Below are 21,651 nucleotides of genomic sequence, written 5' to 3' on the forward strand. Positions count from 1 at the left end.
CTGGGCTGAAAGGCCTGGGCTGAAGGGCTGGTTGAGGGGTTTCCCTGCGGAGCCCGATCGAGAAGGATGGGGTCCATGAACAAAAGCTATTCAGCCGCCCGTCCCGTCTCCTCCGACAAGCCCGAAGTAATCGCCGCGGCCGTCCGGGCCGCTACCGAGGAACTCCGGGACACCCTGCAGCGCCATGGCATCGAGGCGAGCTTCGACGACATCGCCCTGCTGGGCCATTCGGAGTCCTGGGACGACGAGGGGCAGCGCTGGGTCCAGGTTGAATGGGACGGCGTGGAAGCCGGTTAGGACCTGACCCGCTTTCCGACCGGCGCCACCAGCGCGTCGATGAGCCGGTGCTTGGTCCGGGTGTACGGCGGGTAGATGAGTTCCAGCGTGTCCGGCCACAGCGGCTTGTCCAGGGTGGAGCGCTCATGCGAGAACGTCCGCACCGAATGTTCCCCGTGGTAGGCCCCCATGCCGCTGCCGCCGACCCCGCCGAAGGGAAGCCCGGGGACGGACAGGTGGGCCGCCGGAATGTCGAAGCACAGCGCCCCGGATGAGGTCCGCTCGGAGAAGGCACGGCGCGTCCCCGGATCCTTGCTGAAGACATAGAGAGCCAGCGGTTTGGCCCGGCCGTTGATCTCCTCGATGGCCGCGTCGAGTCCGCGCACTGGCACCAGCGGCAGCAGCGGCCCGAAGATTTCTTCGGCCATGACGGTGTCGCCGGGCGCCGGGCGCAGCAGGGTCGGTGCAAAGTAGCGGCTGGCGGCGTCGCGCTGTCCGCCGTGGACTACCGTGCTGGCGTCGGCCAGGGCGGCGAGCCGCGCGAAGTGGCGGTCATCGACAATCCGGCCGTACGACGGGCTCGCCGCGGGGTCCGTTCCGAAGAGCGTCGCGACGGCCCTGATCAGCTCGGCTTGCAGCGGCTCCAGGACCTCCTCGCGGGCCAGGACGTAGTCCGGGGCGACGCACGTCTGTCCGGCGTTCATGAACCGGCCCCAGGCGATCCGTTTGGCCGCCGTGGCAAGGTCCGTGGACGCATCGACATAGGCCGGGGATTTGCCGCCAAGCTCCAGCGTCACGGGGGTCAGGTGCTCGGCCGCCGCCCGCATCACCACCTTGGCCGCGGTCTCTCCCCCGGTGAAGAAGATGTGGTCGAAGCGTTCGGCCAGGAGCGCTGTGGTTTCCGGGATGCCTCCCTCAACCACCTCGACGGCGCCGGCCAGGTACACGGGAATCCACCGGGCCAGCACGGCCGAGGTGGCCGGGGCGTGTTCGCTCGGCTTGAGCACCACGGTGTTCCCCGCGGCCAAGGCTCCGGCCAGCGGGGCGAGCAGCAGTTGCAGTGGGTAATTCCACGGCCCGATCACCAGCACCACGCCCACCGGGGTGAGTTCGGTCCAGGCGCGGGCCGGCTGCACTGTGAGCGGCACCGGCACGCGGCGGGGTCGCAGCCAGCCTTCGAGGTGCCGCTCCAGGTGTGCCGCCTCGGCGTCGACGAACCCGATCTCCGCCAGCTGGGCCTCAGTGTGGTGCTTGCCCACATCGTTGGCGAGGGCCCGTGCGAAGTCCGCCTGCCGTTCGGCCAGCATGCGCCGCAGCCCGCGCAGTTGATCCAGCCGCCAGGTGAGCGGACGGGTGGTTCCGGCGTCGAACACGGCGCGGGCGCGGAGGACGGGCGAGGTTACATGCTGCATCCGATCAATGTACAGTCACGCTGCTGTCCGCCGGTCCGGTAGCGGATAAAACCCTGCCAACGCTGGAATGGTCCGGTTATCAGGACTATGTTGAAGATATGAACAAGGTAGCGAGCAAGCACTTCGGCGAGGTCGAGCTCAACCACGGAAGGGACCATAATCTCACCGCCACGCATGAACTGGCGGGCCAGACCGTGGAGCTTGACCTGAATGTCAATGCGCATGACCATTTCGATGAAGCGGCCATGCATAAAGTTGACTACCGCTTGCGCTTCCTACCCGAACTCGTGGATCAGGTCCGGGAAATGATCGCCGAGGAACTGGACCAGGAAGGCACCAGCCCGCAGGAGTACCGCCACTTCCATTGCAACGCGATCAAGGACGAACACCTCAAACAAGTCTTCGGGGTCAACGACAAGAGCCAGCTGACCGACGAGGTTTTCCTCAAGGCGCTCAAGCTCGGCCATGTGGGCATCTACCCCGGCCAGCCAGAACGCTACTTCGTCCTCGACTTCACGCTGGGCCAGCACTTCACCGACGAGGTCCTCGTCGCCTCCGCGGATGAGGACGGCGTCGTCGACGACGAAATTCTCTGGGAATCCTGAATCGGTTGCTCCGCAGGTGCCCTTATGAGCCCTCAAAAGGGCACCTACGGAGCAATCGATGACTAGGAACGTACGACGCCGGCCGGCCACCTTGCAAGGTGACCGGCCGGCGTCGTTTTGGGAGCGGGTTATTTAGCGGCTTCTTACTTGGCTGCTTCCAGCAGTTCGGCGCGGACCGTCTTGGTGGCCGTGACCAGGTTGCGCAGGGACTCTTCGGTCTCGGCGTAGCCGCGGGTCTTCAGGCCGCAGTCCGGGTTGACCCAGAGCTGGCGGGACGGGACGTGCTTGACCGCGGTGCTCAGCAGCTCGGTGACTTCCTGCTCGCCCGGGACGCGGGGCGAGTGGATGTCGTAGACGCCCGGGCCCACGCCGCGGCCGAAGCCGTGGGCCTCGAGGTCGTGCACAACCTCCATGCGGGAGCGGGCCGCCTCGATCGAAGTGACGTCGGCGTCGAGGCCGTCGATCGCGTCGATGATGGCGCCGAACTCGGAGTAGCACAGGTGGGTGTGGACCTGGGTGGCGTCTGCGGCGCCGGCGGTGGAGAGGCGGAAGGACTTCACCGACCAGTCCAGGTACGCGGCCTGATCGGCCTTGCGCAGGGGCAGGAGTTCGCGCAGGGCGGGCTCGTCGACCTGGATGACCTTGATGCCGGCCGCCTCGAGGTCGGCGATCTCGTCGCGGAGCGCCAGGGCGACCTGGTTGGCGGTCTCGCCGAGCGGCTGGTCGTCGCGGACGAAGGACCAGGCGAGGATGGTGACCGGGCCGGTGAGCATGCCCTTCATCGGCTTGTTGGTCAGGGACTGCGCGTACCTGGCCCATTCCACCGTGATCGGGGCGCTGCGGGTGACATCGCCCCACAGGATGGACGGGCGGGTGCAGCGCGAGCCGTAGGACTGGACCCAGCCGTGCACGGTGACGTCGAAGCCTTCGAGGTTTTCGGCGAAGTACTGGACCATGTCGTTGCGCTCGGGCTCGCCGTGGACCAGGACGTCGAAGCCGAGCTCTTCCTGCAGCTCCACGACGCGCTTGATCTCTTCCTTCATGAGCTGTTCGTACTGCTCCGTGGTGAGGTCGCCGCGGTTGGCGCGGGCCCGGGCGGTGCGGATTTCCGAGGTCTGCGGGAAGGAACCGATGGTGGTGGTGGGCAGCGGCGGCAGGTGCAGCGCCTTCTCCTGGGCTGCTTCGCGGACGGCGTAGGCGGAGCGGTTGAAGTCGGCGTCGGTCAGGGCGGCGGTGCGGGCCCGGACGTCGCCGCGGCGGACGCCTTCGGCCTCGGCGCGGGAGGCGATGACGCGGGTGGCCTCGTCGATGGCGGGCTGGACAGCTGCCTCGTCGGTCAGCAGACCGGCGAGGGTGACGACTTCGACGGCCTTCTGGTCGGCGAAGGCCAGCCAGCTGCGCAGCTGCTCGGACAGCTGCACTTCCTCGTCGACGTCGTGCGGGACGTGCTGGGTGGATGTGGACGTACTGATGGCCAGCTTGGCCACCGACTTCTTCAGTTCGGCGATCTTCTTTGCGGAGGCGGCGAGATCGTTGCGCCAGATGTTGTGGCCGTCCACGACCCCGGCGACGAGGGTCTTGTTGCCCAGCGCGGCGAGGGCCGCTGCGGACGGGACCTCGCCCTTGAAGACGTCCAGGTGCAGGGCGTCGATGCCGGTGGCGGCGAGCGTGCCGAGCTGGCCGTTGAGCGCGCCGTACGGGGTGGAGACGAACAGCTGCGGGCGCTGGGCCGTGGCGGCGAGGGCCTCGTAGGAGCGGGCGACGGCCGCCTGGATTTCCACGGCCGGGGTGTCCTGGTCCACCACGAGGGCGGGCTCGTCGAGCTGGACCCAGCTGGCGCCGGCGGCGGCGAGCTTCTGAAGCAGTGCGGTGTAGACGGGCAGGATGTCCTCGAGGCGGGACAGCGGGCTGAAGCCGGCCGGGGCTTCGTCGGAGGCCTTGCTCAGCAGGAGGAACGTGACCGGGCCGACGATGTACGGGCGGGTTTCCACGCCGTTGGCGAGGGCGTACTCGAATTCCTCGACGATCCGGCTGGAGGTCAGCGCGAAGTTGGTCTCCGGACCGATTTCCGGCACGAGGTAGTGGTAGTTGGTGTCGAACCACTTGGTCATTTCCAGCGGCTGCTGTTCCTTGTTGCCGCGGGCCAGGGTGAAGTAGCCGTCTATGTCGAGCTGCCCCTCCGCGTTGAGGAGGTTCCCGAAGCGGGCCGGCACGGCGCCGAGGTGGGCGGCGGCGTCGAGCACCTGGTCGTAGTAGGAGAAGGTGCCGGGGACGGCGGCGGCTTCGGTCAGGCCCAGGCCCTGGAGGCGCTTGGCGGTGCCGAGCTGGATTTCCTTGGCGGCGGCGTCCAGGGCTGCGGCGTCGATCTTGCCGGCCCAGTAGGCCTCGACGGCTTTCTTGAGTTCGCGGCGGCGACCGATGCGCGGGTAGCCGAGGATCGAGGCGGACGGGAAGGCGCTGCTGCTGGGGGAAATGCGCTGTTCAGTCATGGGAAGTCCTTGGAGTTGTCGTTGACAGATGACGAAGGTGGGGTGCTCAGCTGGCGAGCTGGCCGCTGGCGGCACGCCGGGAGGCGTCGATGCGGCCGACGCCGTGCCGGTTCCCGCGGTGCGGGCGGGGCAGGGCGAGTTTGTCCAGAACGTCCAGGGCGGCGGCGTGCTCATTGAACGTGTAGAGGTGGATGCCGGGGGCCCCGGCGTCCAGGGCTGCGTTGGCGAGATCAACCGTGGCACTGACGCCGACCCGGATCCGTTCGGCATCGGTACCGGCGGCCGAGAGGCGTTCGATCAGTTCCGGGGCCGGTTCCACGCCGGTCAGTTCGCCGAGGCGGGCGAGCCGCCGGAGGCTGGTCAGCGGCATGACCCCGGGAATGATCGGGATGGTCACCCCGGCCCGGCGCGCCCGGGTCAGAAGATCGGCGTACTGCTCGGTGTGGAAGAAGACCTGGGTGATGGCGAAATCGGCGCCGGAGCGCTGCTTTGCCAGCAGGACCTCGACGTCGTGCGCCTCACTCGGGGATTCCGGATGCCGGGTCGGGTAGGCGGCGACGCCGACCGCCACCTTGCCGGCGCACAGCAGCGCCGAGCGGCGCTGCTCCACCCGGCGGATGAGTTCGATCAGGTCCTGGGCGTACCGGAGCGATCCCGGCGGCGGGGTGGCGCCGTCCTTGGGCTGGTCTCCGCGCAGGGCGAGGATACCGCGGACGCCGACGTCGAGCAGGTCGCCGATGATCTCCGCCAGCTCCTGCGGGGAGTTACCGACGCAGGTCAGGTGCGCCAGGGGCCGAAGCGTCGTTTCCTGCACCAGCCGATTGATCAGGTCAACGGCGGTGCTGCGGTTGGAGCCGTTGGACCCGTAGGTCACGGACACATAGTCCGGGTCCGTGGCTTCCAGTTCGCCTATGGTGGTCCAGAGGGATTCAGCGGCCGCGGGCGACCGCGGCGGGAACAGCTCGTAAGACAGCGCAACAGGGGCCGCGCCGGCAAGATTGGGATGGGTATCGATAAGACTTGGTGGTGACATTTGCGTCCTTGGCTGTGAACACTGCCGTCAGGAGACCGGAAACCCGGATGACCGGAAACGGAAACACTGCTGTCAGTGAATTGAGTTTGGGGAACACGGAGGGAACTTCAGCAGGGCGCAGCCGCGACTGTTACGCCTGATACGAAGTTGTCCGTGAGCAAATGTCAGGCCCACATGGGGGCACCCACACCCTCCTGGGCGGCCTTGGGGGCAGCCTTCAACGGAGGATCGCTGACACGTTACTGAGGTAACTTGTATAGAACTCTAGGCCCCGGCCACGGGCCCTTCAAGTCGGTTCCCGAATTAAGACGCACCTTTACGACCGTTTGCGGTGCCCGGCAGAATAATGTTCGCCCGGCGAGGCCATTTTCGACCGGTACCAGCCGCTCTCCCCATCGCACCCGGTCAGGACTATCCTGTTGCCATGATTCAGCTTCCAGCCAGCTACCAGGAATACCTCGCCGGCAAGAGCGAGAGCTTCGTCAACACCGTCCGGCCCGTCCTCATGCAGTCGGCCGCAGAAAAGTCGCACGGGGTGCGGATTCTCGTGCTTCCGCATGGCCACCAGGCGCATTTGGACGCGACCATCCCGTATGGGACGGTCGTGGAGGACATCGACTGACGCCCGGCTAGCCCTCCAGCCTGTCTAACCTTCCAGGAGGAGCCGCTGGGAGCGCGGGGCCAGCATGTGTTCCAGCACCAGGCAGGCCGCACCGACGGCGCCGACGTCCTCGCCCACTCCTGTGCCCACCACTTCGATGCCGTGGATCTTCCGGGTGGCGTTGTTCGCGTCCACCAGGCCAGGGATCAGCTCGAGGTAAGCCGCTGACAGGCACGTCCAGAACGGGCCCCCGAACACCACGCGGTCCACGTCCAGGGCATTGGTGATGACCGAGACCGCGCGGGCCACGAGCACAGCGGATCGTCGAATGATTTCCTTGGCCTCTTCGTTGCCGGCGTCGGCGATCGCGCACAACTCCGCAAAACGCTCCTGGACCGCCTGCGCGCTCCTGTCCTGCAGCGAACCATCCAGCACCCCGGCCGCCTCGGCCTGCGCCACGAGGACCTGCGGAATGGCGGAGGACTTCACGCAGCCGTGCTGTCCGCAGTCGCACAGGGCCCCGCCCGGGTCCACGATGATGTGTCCGATTTCCCCGGCGTTGCCCGAGGTCCCGCGGACCACTTCGTCGTTGAGGACGATCCCGCAGCCGATCCCGGTCCCCATGTACATGAAGACAAAGCTGCCCTCACCGCTGGGGCCGCCGGCCCAGGTTTCGGCCACGGCTGCGGCGGTTACGTCCTTGTCCATGAGCGTGGACAGGCCTGTAGCTTCGGCCAGGGCATCCCGTAGCCCAACGTGGTCCCAGCCCGGCAGCAGCGGCGGGTCCACGACGGCGCCATCGTTGAGGTCGATGGGGCCCGGAGAGGCAACACCGAGCCCGGCGATCCGTTTCGGGTCCACTCCGGAGTCCATGATGAGCCGCTTGATTTCGTCCGAGATGGTGTCAATGACGGCGCGGGGGTCGGTGCCGGGCGGGGTGGTGATCCGTGAGTGCCTGACGACGGCGCCGAGCAGGTCCAGCACGACGAACGTGAGTACGGCCGGGTCCAAGTGAACGCCCACCGCATACATTCCTGCGGGATTCAGCCGGAGCATGGTCCTTGGCTTGCCCGGTCCGGTGCCTTCCTTGCCTGCCTCCACGATTAGGCGCTGGTCCAGCAGGCGGCGGGAAATATTGGAGATGGTCTGCGGCGACAGTCCGACGATCTGGGCAAGCTCCACCCGGCTCAAGCCGCCCGGCGCGCGGCGGATGGCGTCCAGGATGACCGTGAGGTTGAAGTCACCCATCTTCGGTAGGTTGGTCCCTCGCCTCGGAGAGGGTTGCCGGAACTCGGTCACTGATACCTCTAAACGTCTTTGGCCACGCACAGCAGTTGTCAGAATCGTACGTTACGTGCAGGCGTGCGCCCACACTTGCACTTTTCAGACACGGTGTTTCTCCCGCTGCGGCCGCCGGGTGCTGGCCGTCACGGTGAACTTCGGATTCCGGCCGACCTCGCGAGTGGGCCCGATAAGGCGTTCGAGTGCCGGCCGGTAGTGCAGGTGGCTGTTGAACACGGTCCAGAGTTCCCCGCCCGGGGCGAGCACCCTGCCGGCCGCTTCGATCAGCTTGATCCCTGCGCCGGAGTGGACGGCCGCTTCCAGATGGAAGGGCGGGTTGAGCAGGACCAGGTCCGCGCTGGCGTCCGGCAGGGAGCTCATGGCGTCGTCCTGAAGCACGTCGAGCCGGCCGGCCAGGCCGTTCGCGCGGGAGGTGGCGAGGGCTGAGTCGACGGCGGCCGCGGACCGGTCGGTGGCGGTGACGCGGACGCCGGGGTTGGCGCGGGCGTACATCGCGGCGAGGATTCCGGTGCCGCAGCCCAGGTCGACGGCATGGGTGGCGTGCGGCATCCGGGGCAGGAAGTCCAGCAGGAACCTGGTCCCGATATCCAGGCCGGTGCCGGCAAAGACGGCGCCGCGTGCACAGACCGTGAGGCCCAGTTCGTCGTTGACCTCAGTGACCGGGAAGGGCAGCGCGGCCGGGACCGGCTTGGGACGCCGGGCGAGCAGGAGCCGTGATTTCTGCCGGGCAAGTTGGGGCTGGACGTCGTCGAAGTAGCGCGCCAGCACGGCGTTCATGCCCAGGCTCATGTGTTTGACGCGGCCGCCGGCCAGCAGCACGACGTCGGGCGCCGCGTAGCGGGCCACGGCGTCGGCGATTTCCTCAAGTTCCGCCAGGGACCGGGGCAATTGGAGCAATACGAGGGAGGCACCCTCCAGCAAGCCGGCGCCCAACGGGAGGTGTTCGAAGCCGGCGTCGATCGCCAGGGCCTCGGCGTTCGCCTGCAGCGCCCGTTCACCGGTAATGAGGTCCTGGTGGACCCGGACGCCGTGCGCCCCGAGCGTCAGGGCCCCGAGCGTCAGAGCCCCGTACCGGTCCCCCACCACCGCGAGCCGCCCGCCGGGCTGCAGCAGGCCGGCCGCGTGCATCTCAAGGGCAGAGTCCAGCAGGAGTCTGTCAGTGGCGTCCCAGGCCTGCAGGTTGGCGGCCTCGACGTCCGGGAATCTTCTCAGCCGGGGAAAGAGGGATTCGATGCTGTTGTCCGCCACGCGCGTTATGCCGCCGTTTCTTCTCGGGCTTGGGTAATTTGGCTGGTGTTGGGTCAGAGTGTCTGCAGTCCCCTGGTCCTGTAGTACAGGGATTTACTTCTTACGTTTTACGTTATACCGGTCCGGGCCAGCAGCGTGACGATTCCCGCGACGGCGGCCCGGCCGGCACGGTTGGCGCCGATGGTGGACGAGGACGGCCCGTAGCCGACGAGGTGGACCCGTGGCTCGGCCGCGACCTGGGTGCCGTCCATCGCGATGCCGCCGCCGGGTCCGCGCAGGTGCAGCGGGGCGAGGTGTTCCAGCTCGGCCCGGAATCCCGTGGCCCACAGGATTACCCCGGCGGCCAGGAAGCTGCCGTCAGCCATCCGGACGCCGTCGGGCTCGATCGCGGTGAACATCGGGTGCCGGTCAAGGACGCCGCGCGCCGCGGCGGCGCGCAGGGCCGGGGTCCAGATCAAGCCGGTCACCGAGACGACGCTCTGCGGCGGAAGGCCCTGGCGCACCCGCTCCTCAACGAGGGCGACGGCGTCGTGGCCCGCCTGCCGGTCGAAGGCCGCCTCGCGCCAGACCGGTACCCGGCGCGTGAACCAGGTGGTGCTGGTGACCTTGGAGATTTCATCCAGCAGGCCGACGGCCGAGATCCCGCCGCCGACCACAATGACGTGCTGGCCGCGGAATTCGTTGGCGGAAACGTAGTCGGCGACGTGCAATTGCCGGCCGCGGAAGCTGGCTTTGCCCGGATAAATGGGCCAGAACGGACGTGTCCAGGTGCCGGTCGCGTTGATGACAGCGCGGGCGGAGAACCTGCCGCGGGAGGTGGTGATGGTCAACCGTCCGGCGGGATCATCGTCCTCCCGGGTCACCGACTGCACTTTGACGGGCCGCTCGATCGCGAGGCCGAGGTCGTGTTCGTACCCGCCGAAATAGCGGCTGAGGAAGCTGGAGCTGGCCTCGGCGGGATCCACGTCCGGCTGCGGGATTCCCGGGAGATCGCTGATGCCGTTCACCGTGGCCATGAGCAGGCTCTTCCAGCGGTGCCGCCACGCCCCGCCTGGCCCATCCTCGGCGTCGAGCACGATGTACGTCCCCGCAGGCGGGACCTCCGCTGCCGGTCCTTCCGCTGCGGACTGTCCGGTGCCGGCCGCGGCAGAGCCGGCCCGCACGAAGCCGCGGCGCTGAAGGTGGTAGGCCGCCGACAGCCCCGCCTGCCCGGCGCCGACCACGACGACGTCGGCCCGGCGCGCCGCATCCGCGGTCATGGTCCGGCGACCGGTCAGATCTTTTTGACGACGCTGGACTTGAGCTGCATCGGGCCCACGCCGTCCACCTTGCAGTCGATGTCGTGGTCGCCCACACCGTTGACCAGGCGGATGCCGCGGACCTTGGTGCCGACCTTGATAACCGTGGAGCTGCCCTTGATTTTCAGGTCCTTGACCACCGTGACCGTGTCACCGTCGGCGAGGACGTTGCCCACGGCATCCTTGATGGCGGCTGTGGGAGCGTCGGCATCTGTGTCACTCTCCGCGGACGCGGCCCATTCGTGCGCGCACTCCGGGCAGACCAGAAGCGCCCCCATTTCATAGGTGTATTCGCTGGAGCATTCGGGGCACGGGGGCAGGGAGTCGTTCACGCGTCCAAGTTTAGTCGCGCTTTTTGTGGCCCGTATTCCTTGCCCGGGGCGGACTGCCTTAGAACGGGTTCAGCAGGCGGTCCACGAACTGCCTTGTGCGTTCCTCCCGCGGGTCCCGCAGCACGGTGTCGGGGTGGCCACGTTCGACCACCACGCCGCCGTCCATGAAGATGACTTCGTCGGCCACCTGACGGGCGAACGCGAGCTCGTGGGTGACCACCACCATGGTCCAGCCTTCGTCCGCGAGCTCCTTGATGACGGCCAGGACCTCGCCCACGAGTTCGGGGTCCAGCGCGGAGGTCGGCTCGTCGAAGAGCAGCAGTTGGGGGCGCAGGGCAAGGGCGCGCACAATGCCGACACGCTGCTGCTGGCCACCGGAGAGCTCGAAGGGATAGCTGTTTTCCTTGCCAGCCAGGCCGACGCGGGCCAGCAGTTCCCGGGCCTCCTGGGTCGCCTCGGCCTTGGGCCGCTTCTGCACTTGAACGGGGCCCTCGATCACGTTCTCCAGGACAGTCTTGTGCGGGAAGAGATTGTAGTGCTGAAACACCATGGCGCTGCGGTCCCGCAAGGCGAGCACCTGCTTCTTCGCCACCGGCGTGGAAAAGTCGACGGTCAGTTGCCCCGCGAATTCAGCGACGCCGGCGTCGGGCACTTCGAGGCCGTTCAGGCACCGCAGGACCGTCGTCTTGCCCGATCCGGACGGCCCGATCAAGGTGACAACTTCGCCGCGGCGGACCTCAAGGTCGATGGATTTCAGCACTTCATGCTGGCCGAACGCCTTGCGCAGGCCCCGAACGGTCAGCAGGGCGTCCTCCGGGACCGGAACTTCAGGCGACGCAGGTTCAGTGGGTGGGAGTTCAGTGGGCGACATAGCGGTCCAATCTCTTCTCCAAGGCGGACTGTCCGCTGGCGAGGACGAGGCAGATGATCCAGTAGATCACGGCCGCCTCCAGATACAGCAGCATGAATTCCTGGCTGAAGGCGGCCACCTGCTGCGCCACGCGGAACAGTTCGGTGACAAGGATCAGCGACGCCAGCGAGGTGTCTTTGACCAGGCTGATGAAGGTGTTGGACAGCGGCGGAACCGAGACCCGCGCGGCCTGCGGCAGGATGATTCGCACCAAGGTCTGATGGCGTGACATTCCGATGGTGTGGCCGGCCTCCCACTGGCCCTTGGGAACGGACAAGATGGCCGCGCGGATAACCTCCGCGGCATAGCCGCCGACGTTCAGGGAGAACGCGATGATAGCGCTGGGCCAGGGGCTGATGGTGATTCCGATGGACGGCAGTCCGTAGAAGATGACGAACAGCTGGACCAGGAGCGGGGTTCCGCGGATGACGGAGATGTAGATCCGCGCCACCGCGGAAACCACGCGATTGCGGCTCAGCCGCATGAGGGCAACTACCAAGGCCAGCAGCAGACCCAGGCTGAACGAGGCCAGCGCCAAGGGAATGGTGCCGGTGATCGCTCCCGTCAGCAGGGGGCCCAGGGATGACCACACGAGTTCCCAGTTGATGTTCATGCCCGGACGCGGCGTTTCTCGGCGGCTGTCACAGGGCTACTTCGAAACGTCGGCGTCGAAGTACTTCTTGGAGATCTTCGTCAGGGTGCCGTCGGCCGCCAGCTCGCCGAGGGCCTTGTTGATGGCGTCGGTCAGGCTGGTCGATCCCTTGCGCAGGGCAAAGGCGCTCAGTGACTTGTCAGTGGTCTCGGCGGCAATCTTGATGCCGGCGTCGTGGTCGGTCTTCTGGGAGTCCAGGTAGGTCAGCTTGTCATTGATGGTTGCATCGACACGGCCCTGCTTGAGCAGCGTGATCGCCTGCGCCCACCCCTCCACAGCCTCGACGTTCGCGCCGCTCTGCTGCGCCAGTTTGTACCAGTTGCTCGTCAGGGACTGCGCGGTGGTCTTGCCCTTCAGGTCCTCGAAGGAATTGATGCTGTTGTTGTCCGACTTGGTGACGATCACGCCGGTGCTCACCGTGTAGGGGGTGGAAAAATCGTACTTCGCCTTGCGTTCGTCCGTGATGGACACCTGGTTGGCGACGACATCGAACCGTTTGGCGTCGAGGCCGGCGAAGATGGCGTCGAACTGCGTCTCCTGGAAGGCCGGCTTGACGCCCAGCTTCGCGGCGACGGCGTTGAGGATCTCCACGTCGTAGCCCGTCAATTCACCGCTGCCGTTGGCGTGGAACGTGAACGGCTTGTAGGTGCCTTCAGTGCCGACCTTGAGCACACCCGCGCTCTTGACGTCGCTCAGGGACGTGTCCGCACCGGCTGCCGGCGCCGAGCTGGCCGGAGCGGTGGACGCGGAGCCGCAGCCTGCCAGGGCGAGTCCGGCTGCTGCAATGAGGCCGATAACGGAAAGTCGTGTGCGCTTCATGATGGTCCTTAGTCGTCGAGCCGGAAATGGCCTTCCAGCTGAGCCGCATCGCGGCCTTTCTCCTAGCGACGATAGCAAGGTCCTGCTCACGGCGAAGACCCTAAATGACAGATTGTTACGTCCGACCATGAGACAGTCTTGACGGATGCGTCTTCGGCCGTGCTGCATGCCTGCGGTGGGTACGAAAAAGGGAACCACCGCCTGACGGTGATTCCCTTTCTGGTGGAGCTGAGGGGACTCGAACCCCTGACCCCCTGCATGCCATGCAGGTGCGCTACCAGCTGCGCCACAGCCCCGAATTTCCTGGGAACGAATCAACGTCCCGCAAGCAACCTGATTAGCTTAAACCACAAATCACGTTCGCGCTAATCGGCACGCCGACCGGTGAATTTGCTCGCCCCACACGCCCCTGGACAGTCCCGCACAGTGGATCCGGGCAGAAAAAAATCCGCCGGAATCTTTCGATTCCGGCGGATTATCCGGTGGAGCTGAGGGGACTCGAACCCCTGACCCCCTGCATGCCATGCAGGTGCGCTACCAGCTGCGCCACAGCCCCGAATTTTCGCTGCTCCGAGCATGTCGACTGACGCGCTAAGTTCCGGTTCTTTGTCCGGATCTCTCCGAAGCAACTCAAATATCTTAGACCAGCCCTTCGGAAAATTCCAAATCGGGCATATTCGCCTCTGTTTAGCGCCGCCGGCGCCTGGCAGGTGCGCGGGTTGCTACTCCGTGTCGGTGCTGGCGGCGGCCTTCGCGGAGGCGTCGTCGCCGAGCTGCAGGTCGACGACGGGGCAGTCCTTCCACAGGCGCTCGAGGGCGTAGAAGATGCGGTCTTCCTCGTGCTGGACGTGGATGACGACATTGGAGTAGTCCAGCAGGACCCAGCGACCGCCGGAGCGGCCCTCGCGGCGGACGGGCTTCTGGTCAAACTTGGCGAGCTCGTCCTCGATGCCGTCCACGATTGCATTGACCTGGCGTTCGCTCGGAGCCGAGGCGATGAGGAAGACGTCAGCCAGGGCCAGCCGTTCGCTGACGTCCAGGGCCACGATGTCCTCGGCAAGCTTCTCCGAGGCAGCGCGGGCTGCGTGGCGGGCGGTAGTGATGGATGAATCGGTTGCAGTCACGGGACTCCTTGTAGTGATGAAAATCTGTGGTGATGAAAATGTGGGCGCCGGTGGCGGCCTAGGCCTAGCGGGCCAGCCCGGTGACGATCAGGGCGATGCCGGCGACGAGGGCGACGATCCCCAGGGCCAGGACGCCGAGCTGGAGCAAGCGCAGGCGCCGTGCCCGGCCCAGCCCGGCGGTAGCGGCATCCAGGGGCTCCAGTCCGTAGGCCGAATTCGCGGCCACGGGTTCCCCGCCCACCAAATGCTCGTCGGTCTCCCCCGCGGAAATCGCCGCGGCCGGCCGAGCCGTTCCGGCCTTGGCGGCTACTTCTGCCCGGGCCAGGACGCCTGCCCTGCCAGCGGCAGAACCCGTAGCCGGACCTGCGGCCCGCTGGCGGGACAATCCTGGACGCCGCAGGCCGGGTTTCCGTGGCGCGTCCACCCGGGGACCCGGGTTGGTGGCCACCGGAACGTACGACGTGGCAGGGCGCTTCATGACGGGCCGCTCCACGCCGGGAACCTTCTCAAATTCCAAGGGGGTGACCATGGCCAGGTTGTTGGCCGTGGTCGGATCGTTGCGGGGCACTGCCGGCTGGCTGTTTTGTTCTGCGAGCTTCTGTTTGGCGGCGGCGCGGCGGTTCAGCACCGCAGCGCGCTCAGCCAGGGCGATCTGCTCGGCCAGGACGGCCGGATCGACGGCGTCGGGATCCGTGGCGGCGATGTGCTCCATCTTGGCCACTTGGTTCTTTGCCTGCTCCGCGAGGAGCTCGCGCGCGGCCAGCGCCTGCTCCACGGTCATGCCCTCGGGCGTCTTCCCGCCGGGTCCGGCGCCGTCCGCCACGGGGGCCTTGGGCGCCGGCGCGGCTGACTGAGCCGGCGCAGCATCCGTTGGGGCAGTGTCCTTCTGAGCAGTATCCTTCTGGGCAGCGTCCGTCCCGGCCGGGGAAACCACGGGGGTGGCCCGGGTCCGCGGCGACACCGGGACAATGGTGTTGGCCTGGGTGGCGGGCGCGGTTTCGGTCGCCAGCTCCAGAAGCCGCAGCTGCCGGCGGGTGGGCGGCCCGCCCTGCGCCAGCTGGCCTTCCTTCTCGGCCAGCTCCTTGATGGTGCGCAGCGCGGCACGATCCCGTGCCCGGACCTGGGAGGAGCGCTCCGTGCCGGCGGGCACAGAATCAGCACGCACAGAGTCCACGGGGGCGTCGGCGACGCGACGGCGGCCGGTGATTTCGGCCTCGGTCGGCTCGCCCGGTCCCGGAGTGTCCAGACGTTCATCTCTGGCCTGTCGCATTTCGCGGCGGCTGCGGATGGGAGGCTGTTCCTGACTCATGGCAAACTCATTCAGTGCTGGCTGGTTGGGTTATCTCGAAGGTGGGATCGTGCTGTGCGGGGTCAGCCCCTGCCGCGCCGTTTCCGGTGGTGGCCTCAGCGTGGTCGGTATCGAGCCTAACCGAGTCGGTGCTGGCTTGGTACAGGCCATACTTGGCGATGTACTGGACCACCCCGTCCGGAACGAGATACCAGACCGGGTTGCCTTCGGCCACCCTCGTGCGGCAGTCCGTGGAGGAGATGGCCATGGCCGGGACCTCCAGGAGGCTGACGTCTTTGCGGCCCATGCCGTCCAGCACGTGCCCTGGCCGGGTTACGCCCACAAAGTGCGCCAGGGACCAGAGTTCATCAATGTCTTTCCAGGACAAAATCTGGGCCAGGGCGTCCGCGCCGGTGATGAAGAACAGATCGGCGTCCGGTCGCTGGGTGTGCAGGTCACGCAGGGTGTCGATCGTGTACGTCGGTCCCGGACGGTCTACGTCCACCCTGCTCACAGTGAAGCGGGGGTTCGAGGCCGTGGCGATGACGGTCATGAGATACCGGTGCTCGGCTTCGCTGACCTTCTTGGCCATCTTCTGCCAGGGCTGGCCGGTGGGCACAAACACGACTTCGTCGAGGTCGAACTTGGCCGCGACCTCACTGGCCGCGACAAGGTGTCCGTGATGGATGGGATCGAACGTGCCGCCCATCACACCAAGACGCAGGCGGCGCTGGGCGCCTCGCTGCTCCATGGTGGCGGAAATATTAGTGACCTTGGCTGTGATCGTGCTTGTTCGGGTGCTGGCGGTGCGGATCCGAGTGCTCGTCGACAGCCACGTGGCGCCTGCCCAGGTTGGAGTAGGACAGCGTGATCAACAGCAGGACGACCAGAATCGCGAACATGGCACCGCCAATGACAAACGGCGGCGCAATGAGCGGTGCGAGTTCCTCGTGGCCCGATTCGCCGACGGCGGCGACGAAAGTGGCGATCTGCTGCGACAGCATGTTCTCCCCTAATGAGTTCAAAATTTGACGACGGCGGAGGTGTCCGCCGTTCCGGTCTTCCGTTCCATGTTACAGCGTTGCTAGCCCCGGATCTGGCCCTCGCCCTGCACGATCCACTTCGTGGTGGTCAGCTCCGTCAGTCCCATGGGGCCGCGGGCATGCAGTTTTTGGGTGGAAATCCCGACCTCGGCGCCGAGGCCGAGCTCGCCGCCGTCGGTGAAGCGGGTGGAGGCGTTCACGATCACGGCGGCCGAATCGACCTCGGCGATGAAGCGCTCGGCGTTGGCGAGGTCGTTGGTCAGGATCGCTTCGGTGTGGCCGGTGGTCCACTTCCGGATATGGCTGACGGCCTCGTCCAGGCTGTCCACCATGGCCACCGCCAGGTCCAGGTTCATGTATTCGGTGGCCCAGTCTTCCTCCGTGGCCGGCACAGTCTGGATCGAGGCCGGCAGTGCGGCGCGGATGCGCTGGTCCACATGCAGGGTGACCCCGGCTGCCCGCAGTGCCGCGGCGACAGCGGGAAGGACGGTGGATTTGGAGTGCACCAGGAGCGTTTCGACGGTGTTGCAGACGCTGGGCCGTTGCGTCTTGGCGTTGAGGAGGATGTCGACGGCCATTTCCTCGCCGGCGGAAGCGTCCAGGTAGATGTGGACGTTACCCTCACCGGTCTCGATGACCGGTACGGAGGAGTTCGTCAAAACGGCCTGGATCAGCTCGCGCCCGCCGCGGGGAATGAGCACGTCCACCCGGCCGCGCGCCCGCATGAGGGCGTTGGCGCCGTCGCGGCCGTACTGGTCCACGGTCTGGACGGCGTCAGCGGGCAGGCCCACCGATTCCAGGGCATCCCGGAGGATGGTGATCAGGGCGGCATTGGTGGCAGCGGCGGCGGATCCGCCGCGCAGGATTACGGCGTTGCCGCTCTTGAGGGCCAGACCGGCAATGTCGACGGTGACATTCGGGCGGGCCTCATAGATCGCGGCCACCACACCCATGGGGACGTTGATCTGGCGCAGGCGCAGCCCGTTGGGGAGGGTCTGGCCCCGCACCACGTTTCCTACGGGGTCGGGCAGGGTGGCGAGGTTTTCCAGTGCCGCGGCGAGGGCCGTGATGCGTGACTCGGTCAGCGTCAGGCGGTCCAGCAGTGCGGCGCTGGTGCCGGCGGCCCGGCCGGCTGCGACATCCTTGGCGTTGGCGGCCAGGATCTGGTGCTTGTGTTCCACCAGCGCCTTGCCGATGGCACGCAGGCCCCGGTCCTTCCAGGCCCGGTTGGCGCGCGCCATCCTGTGGGCGGCGTGGCGCGAGCGGTCAGCGATCGCGTGGACGGCAGCTTGGATGTCCGTTGCCGTGGCCCCTGCCGGATCCGGCGCCGCGCCGAAACCCTGGGCAGGCACGGCATCGCCAGCCGGGACGTTGCCGACAGGCAAGTCAGACACGGCAACGGGCACGGCAGGGGAAGTCAGGGCCTCAGTCATGCTTCCAGTTTAGGCGTCCAGGGGACCTAGACCAGCACCAGGTCGTCAACATGAACAACTTCGCGGTCATATCCGCGGCCCAGCGCCTTGCCCAGCTCCTGCGTGGAGCGGCCCAGCATTTGGGGCAGCTCGGCGGCGGAATAATTGACCAACCCGCGTGCAATCACGGTGTTGTCGATCGACACCATCTCCACGGCGTCGCCGGCCTCGAAGTCGCCCTTCACCGCGGCGATCCCGGCAGGCAGCAGCGAGGTGCGACGGTCGCGGACGGCCTTGACCGCGCCGTCGTCGAGCACCAGGGTGCCCTGCACGGACGCCAGGTGGGCCAGCCACAGGAGCCGGATCGGCTTGCGCGCGCCATTGACGGAGAACCACGTGCCCACGTCCTCGCCGGCCAGTGCGGCAGCCGCATTGGGCGTGGATGTTACGAGCGCGTGGATGCCGGAACCGGCGGCCATGCTGGCGGCTTCGACCTTGGTAGCCATGCCGCCGGTGCCCACGCCGGCCTTGCCGGTGCTGCCGATCGAGACGCCGTCGAGGTCGTGCGGGCCGGAGACGTGCGCAATCCGTTTGGCGCCGTGCGAGGGCGGGCCGTCGTACAGGGAGTCGACGTCGGACAGCAGCAGGAGTGCGTCGGCGCGGACCAGGTGGGCCACCAGGGCCGCGAGCCGGTCGTTGTCGCCAAAGCGGATCTCATGGGTGGCCACGGTGTCGTTTTCGTTGACCACCGGGATGACGCCGAGGTTCAGCAGCCGGTTCAACGCGCGGAACGCGTTGGTGTGCTGGCTGCGGCGCATGAGGTCATCTGCGGTCAGCAGTACCTGGCTGACGGTGACCCCGTGCGCCCCGAACGCGTGTGTGTACCGGGCCATCAGCAGGCCCTGGCCGACGCTGGCGGCGGCCTGCTGGGTGGCGAGGTCGCGGGGGCGCTTCTCGAGTCCCAGCGGGGCGAGGCCAGCGGCGATCGCGCCGGAGGACACCAGGATGATCTCGGTGCCGGCGTTACGCTTGTGCGCCAGAGCGTCGGCGAGGCCGGTCAGGGCCTCCTCGGAGATCCCGCCCCGGATGGAGGTCAGCGAGGACGAGCCCACCTTGACGACGATCCGGCGCGCCCCGGACAGCGCGGTGCGGTCCGGGGCGTTGAGGGTGTTGGCTCTGATGTTTTGAGCACTGAGGGGCTGCGACCGGTGCTCGACGACGGTCTTACTCGTCATCTGCTTCGCCCAGTCCACTCTCCTTGAGTGGCTGCCGCGCCCGGCGTCCGCTGACGGACTCGGTCCAGATGCCGGCCTTGCGTTCGGCCTCGAGCTCGGCGCGGGCGGCGGCCTTGGCGTCGCGGCGCTCCTGCTGCTCGTCGCGCTTCTGGCCACGCGTCGGGCGGTCGCCGATGTCGGCGAAGCGTACGTCGGTGCCGCGGGGCGAGGCGAGGAGCTCGGCGCCGGCCATCATGGTCGGCTCCCAGTCGAAGACGACGCCGTCGTCCTCGCCGATGACCACAGTGTCGCCCGGTGTGGCGCCCTGCTTGAAGAGTTCGTTTTCCACGCCGAGCTTGGCCAGGCGGTCGGCGAGGTAGCCGATCGCTTCCTCGTTGGTGAAGTCGGTTTGCTTGACCCAGCGCACGGGCTTGTCGCCGAGGACGCGGAAGAGCGGCTCGAGGTTCTTCTCTTCGCGGCGGATCGTGAAGCCGGTCTCGTTGACGGCGCGGGGGCGCAGCACGGGGGCCTGCACCTTCGGCGGGGTTGCGGCGACGGCGTCGCGGGCGGCCTGGACGATTTCGGCCATGGCGAAGCCGAGCTGGCGGAGGCCCTCGTGGCTCGTCGCGGAGATTTCGAAGACCTTGTAGCCGCGGGATTCCAGCTCGGGGCGGACGAACTCGGCCATGTCCTTGCCGTCGGGCAGGTCGACCTTGTTCAGGGCGACCAGACGCGGGCGGTGGTTCAGCGGAACCACTTCGCCGTCGGATCCGCTGTAGCTCATATCCACGGCGTACTTCTCCAGCTCGGCCTCGATGATGGCGAGGTCGGAGAGCGGATCGCGGTCCGATTCGAGCGTGCCGCAGTCCAGCACGTGCACGAGGGCGGCGCAGCGCTCGACGTGGCGCAGGAAGTGGTGGCCGAGGCCCTTGCCCTCGCTGGCGCCCTCGATCAGGCCGGGGACGTCGGCAATGGTGAAGCGGACCTCACCGGCCTGGACGACGCCCAGGTTCGGGATGAGGGTGGTGAAGGGATAGTCGGCGATCTTGGGCCGGGCGGCCGACATGGCGGCGATCAGGCTGGATTTGCCGGCAGAGGGGAAGCCGACCAGGGCGATGTCGGCGATGGACTTCAGCTCCAGGACGACGTCGCTGGATTCGCCCTCGATGCCGAGCAGCGCGAAGCCGGGCGCGCGGCGTTTCTGGGAGGACAGCGACGCGTTGCCGAGGCCCCCGATGCCGCCGGCGGCGGCGATGTATTCGTCGCCTTCGGCCACGAGGTCGGCGATGACGTCGCCGGACTTGGACTTCACCACGGTACCCACGGGCACCGGAAGGATCAGGGTTTCGCCGTTCTTGCCCCCGCGCCAGTCGCCCATGCCGGGGCCGCCGTTGGTGGCGTGCCGGTGGGGTGCGTGGTGGTAGTCGAGCAAAGTGGTGGTCTGCGGGTCGACGCGCAGGATGACGTCGCCGCCGTTGCCGCCGTTGCCGCCGTCAGGACCGCCGAGGGGCTTGAACTTCTCGCGGTGAACGGAGACACAGCCGTGGCCGCCGGTACCGCCGGATACGTGCAGTACTACCCGGTCTACAAAGCTCGCCACGTGGATCTCCTCAGTGCTGTTCCCCGGACCTACAAAGGGGCCCAAGATGATTGTAATGCGGTTAAAACACCGGTGGAGCGGACCTAATGGCCCGCCCCACCGATTTAGAACTTGTTGTTACTCTGCAGCTGCAGCAGCCACGATGTTCACAACGCGGCGACCACGGCGGGTGCCGAACTCGACAGCACCGGGGGTCAGGGCGAACAGGGTGTCGTCCCCGCCGCGGCCGACGCCGGCGCCCGGGTGGAAGTGGGTGCCGCGCTGGCGGACGATGATCTCGCCTGCGGAAACTACCTGGCCACCGAAGCGCTTGACGCCGAGGTACTGGGCGTTGGAGTCACGACCGTTGCGAGTGGAACTCGCGCCTTTTTTATGTGCCATTTGGAATGCCTGCCTTCAAAAATTCTGGGGAATCTGCTGGAACCTGAACAGTAACGAAGAGTTACTTGATACCGGTGATCTTGACCTTGGTCAGTTCCTGACGGTGGCCCTGACGCTTCTTGTAACCGGTCTTGTTCTTGAACTTCTGGATGACGATCTTCGGACCACGAAGGTCTTCGAGGATCTCAGCCGTAACCGTTACCTTGGCCAGGTCCGCAGCAGCAGACGTGACTTTGTCACCGTCCACCAGGAGCAGTGCGGGCAACTCAAAGGTGCTGCCGGCTCCACCGGGGACGCGGTTCAGGGTAACGAAGTCTCCAACGGAAACCTTCTCTTGGCGGCCGCCTGCGCGGACAATCGCGTACACCACTGGGGAACTCACTTCTCTCGACGTTTATTACTAGATTTGCGTGCGGAACCTGGAACCAAATTGTTTGGACCGGCTCACGCTGTGCCTCAACGCCGGTGGATTCCCCGGGGGAACCCATGAGCTACCCCCGGAACAAATCCACTTGGAATTCCAAGCAGGCTGTTCACAGGGTCATAACCCAAGTGTTGGCGTAAGCACCGAAAATCTAGAATACGCTAATTTTGCCTTCGGCCGCAAATGAG

At 66.9% G+C, this 21,651-nt stretch carries 22 protein-coding genes and 2 tRNA genes; 3 read left to right on the top strand and 21 right to left on the bottom strand.

Going from position 1 to position 21,651, the window contains the following annotated elements; all coding sequences use genetic code 11:
- Positions 1-75: 75 nt before the first annotated feature.
- Entirely contained in the window at positions 76-297 is a 222-nt protein-coding gene (locus tag BLS42_RS06825; protein ID WP_090578435.1) for a hypothetical protein, read from the top strand.
- Here BLS42_RS06825 and BLS42_RS06830 read toward each other — a convergent pair.
- Entirely contained in the window at positions 294-1,688 is a 1,395-nt protein-coding gene (locus BLS42_RS06830) for an aldehyde dehydrogenase family protein (protein WP_090578437.1), read from the bottom strand. The genes BLS42_RS06825 and BLS42_RS06830 overlap by 4 nt on opposite strands.
- 98 nt (positions 1,689-1,786) lie before the next feature.
- Between BLS42_RS06830 and BLS42_RS06835 the strand changes: the two genes are divergently transcribed.
- Entirely contained in the window at positions 1,787-2,293 is a 507-nt protein-coding gene (locus BLS42_RS06835) for a DUF2004 domain-containing protein (RefSeq protein WP_090578440.1), read from the top strand.
- 143 nt (positions 2,294-2,436) lie between these two features.
- On the opposite strand, the gene metE is transcribed toward BLS42_RS06835, so the two are convergent.
- Together metE and BLS42_RS06845 are read right to left on the bottom strand one after the other, a co-directional pair.
- Entirely contained in the window at positions 2,437-4,782 is a 2,346-nt protein-coding gene (gene metE / locus BLS42_RS06840; RefSeq protein WP_090578444.1) for a 5-methyltetrahydropteroyltriglutamate--homocysteine S-methyltransferase, read from the bottom strand.
- Positions 4,783-4,828: 46 nt separating this feature from the next.
- Positions 4,829-5,815, bottom strand: coding sequence for a methylenetetrahydrofolate reductase (locus BLS42_RS06845; RefSeq protein WP_090578447.1), 987 nt, complete (start codon positions 5,813-5,815; stop codon positions 4,829-4,831).
- A 424-nt stretch (positions 5,816-6,239) separates the two neighbouring features.
- Between BLS42_RS06845 and BLS42_RS06850 the strand changes: the two genes are divergently transcribed.
- Positions 6,240-6,437, top strand: a complete 198-nt coding sequence (locus BLS42_RS06850; RefSeq protein ID WP_090578449.1) for a hypothetical protein — start codon at positions 6,240-6,242, stop codon at positions 6,435-6,437.
- Between the two features lie 24 nt (positions 6,438-6,461).
- On the opposite strand, the gene BLS42_RS06855 is transcribed toward BLS42_RS06850, so the two are convergent.
- From BLS42_RS06855 to rplU, 18 genes are all read right to left on the bottom strand, one after another.
- A complete protein-coding gene (locus tag BLS42_RS06855; protein ID WP_090578452.1) occupies positions 6,462-7,664 on the bottom strand; it encodes an ROK family transcriptional regulator in 1,203 nt (400 codons plus the stop codon).
- Positions 7,665-7,799: 135 nt separating this feature from the next.
- Positions 7,800-8,966 (bottom strand): class I SAM-dependent methyltransferase, encoded by a 1,167-nt coding sequence (locus BLS42_RS06860; RefSeq protein WP_090578455.1) that lies wholly within the window; start codon positions 8,964-8,966, stop codon positions 7,800-7,802.
- A 107-nt stretch (positions 8,967-9,073) separates the two neighbouring features.
- Entirely contained in the window at positions 9,074-10,225 is a 1,152-nt protein-coding gene (locus BLS42_RS06865) for an NAD(P)-binding domain-containing protein (RefSeq protein ID WP_090578457.1), read from the bottom strand.
- Positions 10,226-10,239: 14 nt separating this feature from the next.
- Positions 10,240-10,596: a zinc ribbon domain-containing protein YjdM gene (locus tag BLS42_RS06870; protein ID WP_090578460.1), complete on the bottom strand. Its 357-nt coding sequence runs from the start codon at positions 10,594-10,596 to the stop codon at positions 10,240-10,242.
- 58 nt (positions 10,597-10,654) lie between these two features.
- Positions 10,655-11,467: an amino acid ABC transporter ATP-binding protein gene (locus tag BLS42_RS06875; protein WP_090578463.1), complete on the bottom strand. Its 813-nt coding sequence runs from the start codon at positions 11,465-11,467 to the stop codon at positions 10,655-10,657.
- A complete protein-coding gene (locus BLS42_RS06880) occupies positions 11,454-12,119 on the bottom strand; it encodes an amino acid ABC transporter permease (protein ID WP_176803240.1) in 666 nt (221 codons plus the stop codon). The genes BLS42_RS06875 and BLS42_RS06880 overlap by 14 nt, the downstream gene beginning before the upstream one ends.
- Positions 12,120-12,155: 36 nt before the next feature.
- A complete protein-coding gene (locus BLS42_RS06885) occupies positions 12,156-12,977 on the bottom strand; it encodes an amino acid ABC transporter substrate-binding protein (protein ID WP_176803242.1) in 822 nt (273 codons plus the stop codon).
- A gap of 220 nt (positions 12,978-13,197) precedes the next feature.
- Positions 13,198-13,273, bottom strand: a tRNA-Ala gene (locus tag BLS42_RS06890).
- A gap of 187 nt (positions 13,274-13,460) precedes the next feature.
- A tRNA-Ala gene (locus BLS42_RS06895) sits at positions 13,461-13,533 on the bottom strand.
- A gap of 166 nt (positions 13,534-13,699) precedes the next feature.
- Positions 13,700-14,101, bottom strand: a complete 402-nt coding sequence (gene rsfS, locus BLS42_RS06900) for a ribosome silencing factor (RefSeq protein WP_090578471.1) — start codon at positions 14,099-14,101, stop codon at positions 13,700-13,702.
- Positions 14,102-14,165: 64 nt separating this feature from the next.
- Positions 14,166-15,410: a hypothetical protein gene (locus tag BLS42_RS06905; protein ID WP_090578474.1), complete on the bottom strand. Its 1,245-nt coding sequence runs from the start codon at positions 15,408-15,410 to the stop codon at positions 14,166-14,168.
- 7 nt (positions 15,411-15,417) lie between these two features.
- Entirely contained in the window at positions 15,418-16,098 is a 681-nt protein-coding gene (gene nadD / locus BLS42_RS06910) for a nicotinate-nucleotide adenylyltransferase (protein WP_371129528.1), read from the bottom strand.
- Positions 16,099-16,153: 55 nt separating this feature from the next.
- Entirely contained in the window at positions 16,154-16,393 is a 240-nt protein-coding gene (locus BLS42_RS06915; protein ID WP_090578481.1) for a hypothetical protein, read from the bottom strand.
- An 80-nt stretch (positions 16,394-16,473) separates the two neighbouring features.
- Positions 16,474-17,865 carry a glutamate-5-semialdehyde dehydrogenase gene (locus BLS42_RS06920; protein WP_090578484.1) on the bottom strand — a complete coding sequence of 464 codons (1,392 nt, stop codon included), beginning with the start codon at positions 17,863-17,865 and terminating at the stop codon, positions 16,474-16,476.
- Positions 17,866-17,891: 26 nt separating this feature from the next.
- Entirely contained in the window at positions 17,892-19,079 is a 1,188-nt protein-coding gene (gene proB, locus BLS42_RS06925) for a glutamate 5-kinase (RefSeq protein WP_256336314.1), read from the bottom strand.
- Positions 19,069-20,658 carry a GTPase ObgE gene (obgE, locus tag BLS42_RS06930; RefSeq protein ID WP_090578487.1) on the bottom strand — a complete coding sequence of 530 codons (1,590 nt, stop codon included), beginning with the start codon at positions 20,656-20,658 and terminating at the stop codon, positions 19,069-19,071. Before obgE ends, proB begins: the two co-directional genes overlap by 11 nt.
- Positions 20,659-20,775: 117 nt before the next feature.
- Complete coding sequence (gene rpmA, locus BLS42_RS06935) at positions 20,776-21,039, bottom strand: 50S ribosomal protein L27 (protein WP_009372867.1); 264 nt, start codon at positions 21,037-21,039, stop codon at positions 20,776-20,778.
- Positions 21,040-21,100: 61 nt separating this feature from the next.
- Complete coding sequence (gene rplU / locus BLS42_RS06940) at positions 21,101-21,409, bottom strand: 50S ribosomal protein L21 (RefSeq protein ID WP_018773353.1); 309 nt, start codon at positions 21,407-21,409, stop codon at positions 21,101-21,103.
- Positions 21,410-21,651 lie beyond the last annotated feature (242 nt).

The sequence above is a fragment of the Arthrobacter sp. ov407 genome (assembly GCF_900102895.1).
In the GTDB taxonomy this organism is placed as follows: Bacteria; Actinomycetota; Actinomycetes; order Actinomycetales; family Micrococcaceae; genus Arthrobacter.

Coding starts and splice junctions, on each gene's coding strand:
- metE (WP_090578444.1), bottom strand. CDS start 4,782: ATGACTGAACAGCGCATTTCCCCCAGCAGCAGCGCCTTCCCGTCCGCC.
- BLS42_RS06845 (WP_090578447.1), bottom strand. CDS start 5,815: ATGTCACCACCAAGTCTTATCGATACCCATCCCAATCTTGCCGGCGCG.
- BLS42_RS06885 (WP_176803242.1), bottom strand. CDS start 12,977: ATGAAGCGCACACGACTTTCCGTTATCGGCCTCATTGCAGCAGCCGGA.
- BLS42_RS06875 (WP_090578463.1), bottom strand. CDS start 11,467: ATGTCGCCCACTGAACTCCCACCCACTGAACCTGCGTCGCCTGAAGTT.
- BLS42_RS06920 (WP_090578484.1), bottom strand. CDS start 17,865: ATGACTGAGGCCCTGACTTCCCCTGCCGTGCCCGTTGCCGTGTCTGAC.
- BLS42_RS06850 (WP_090578449.1), top strand. CDS start 6,240: ATGATTCAGCTTCCAGCCAGCTACCAGGAATACCTCGCCGGCAAGAGC.
- BLS42_RS06825 (WP_090578435.1), top strand. CDS start 76: ATGAACAAAAGCTATTCAGCCGCCCGTCCCGTCTCCTCCGACAAGCCC.
- BLS42_RS06830 (WP_090578437.1), bottom strand. CDS start 1,688: ATGCAGCATGTAACCTCGCCCGTCCTCCGCGCCCGCGCCGTGTTCGAC.
- BLS42_RS06905 (WP_090578474.1), bottom strand. CDS start 15,410: ATGAGTCAGGAACAGCCTCCCATCCGCAGCCGCCGCGAAATGCGACAG.
- BLS42_RS06865 (WP_090578457.1), bottom strand. CDS start 10,225: ATGACCGCGGATGCGGCGCGCCGGGCCGACGTCGTCGTGGTCGGCGCC.
- proB (WP_256336314.1), bottom strand. CDS start 19,079: ATGACGAGTAAGACCGTCGTCGAGCACCGGTCGCAGCCCCTCAGTGCT.
- nadD (WP_371129528.1), bottom strand. CDS start 16,098: ATGGGCGGCACGTTCGATCCCATCCATCACGGACACCTTGTCGCGGCC.
- BLS42_RS06835 (WP_090578440.1), top strand. CDS start 1,787: ATGAACAAGGTAGCGAGCAAGCACTTCGGCGAGGTCGAGCTCAACCAC.
- BLS42_RS06880 (WP_176803240.1), bottom strand. CDS start 12,119: ATGAACATCAACTGGGAACTCGTGTGGTCATCCCTGGGCCCCCTGCTG.
- rpmA (WP_009372867.1), bottom strand. CDS start 21,039: ATGGCACATAAAAAAGGCGCGAGTTCCACTCGCAACGGTCGTGACTCC.
- BLS42_RS06855 (WP_090578452.1), bottom strand. CDS start 7,664: ATGGGTGACTTCAACCTCACGGTCATCCTGGACGCCATCCGCCGCGCG.
- BLS42_RS06915 (WP_090578481.1), bottom strand. CDS start 16,393: ATGCTGTCGCAGCAGATCGCCACTTTCGTCGCCGCCGTCGGCGAATCG.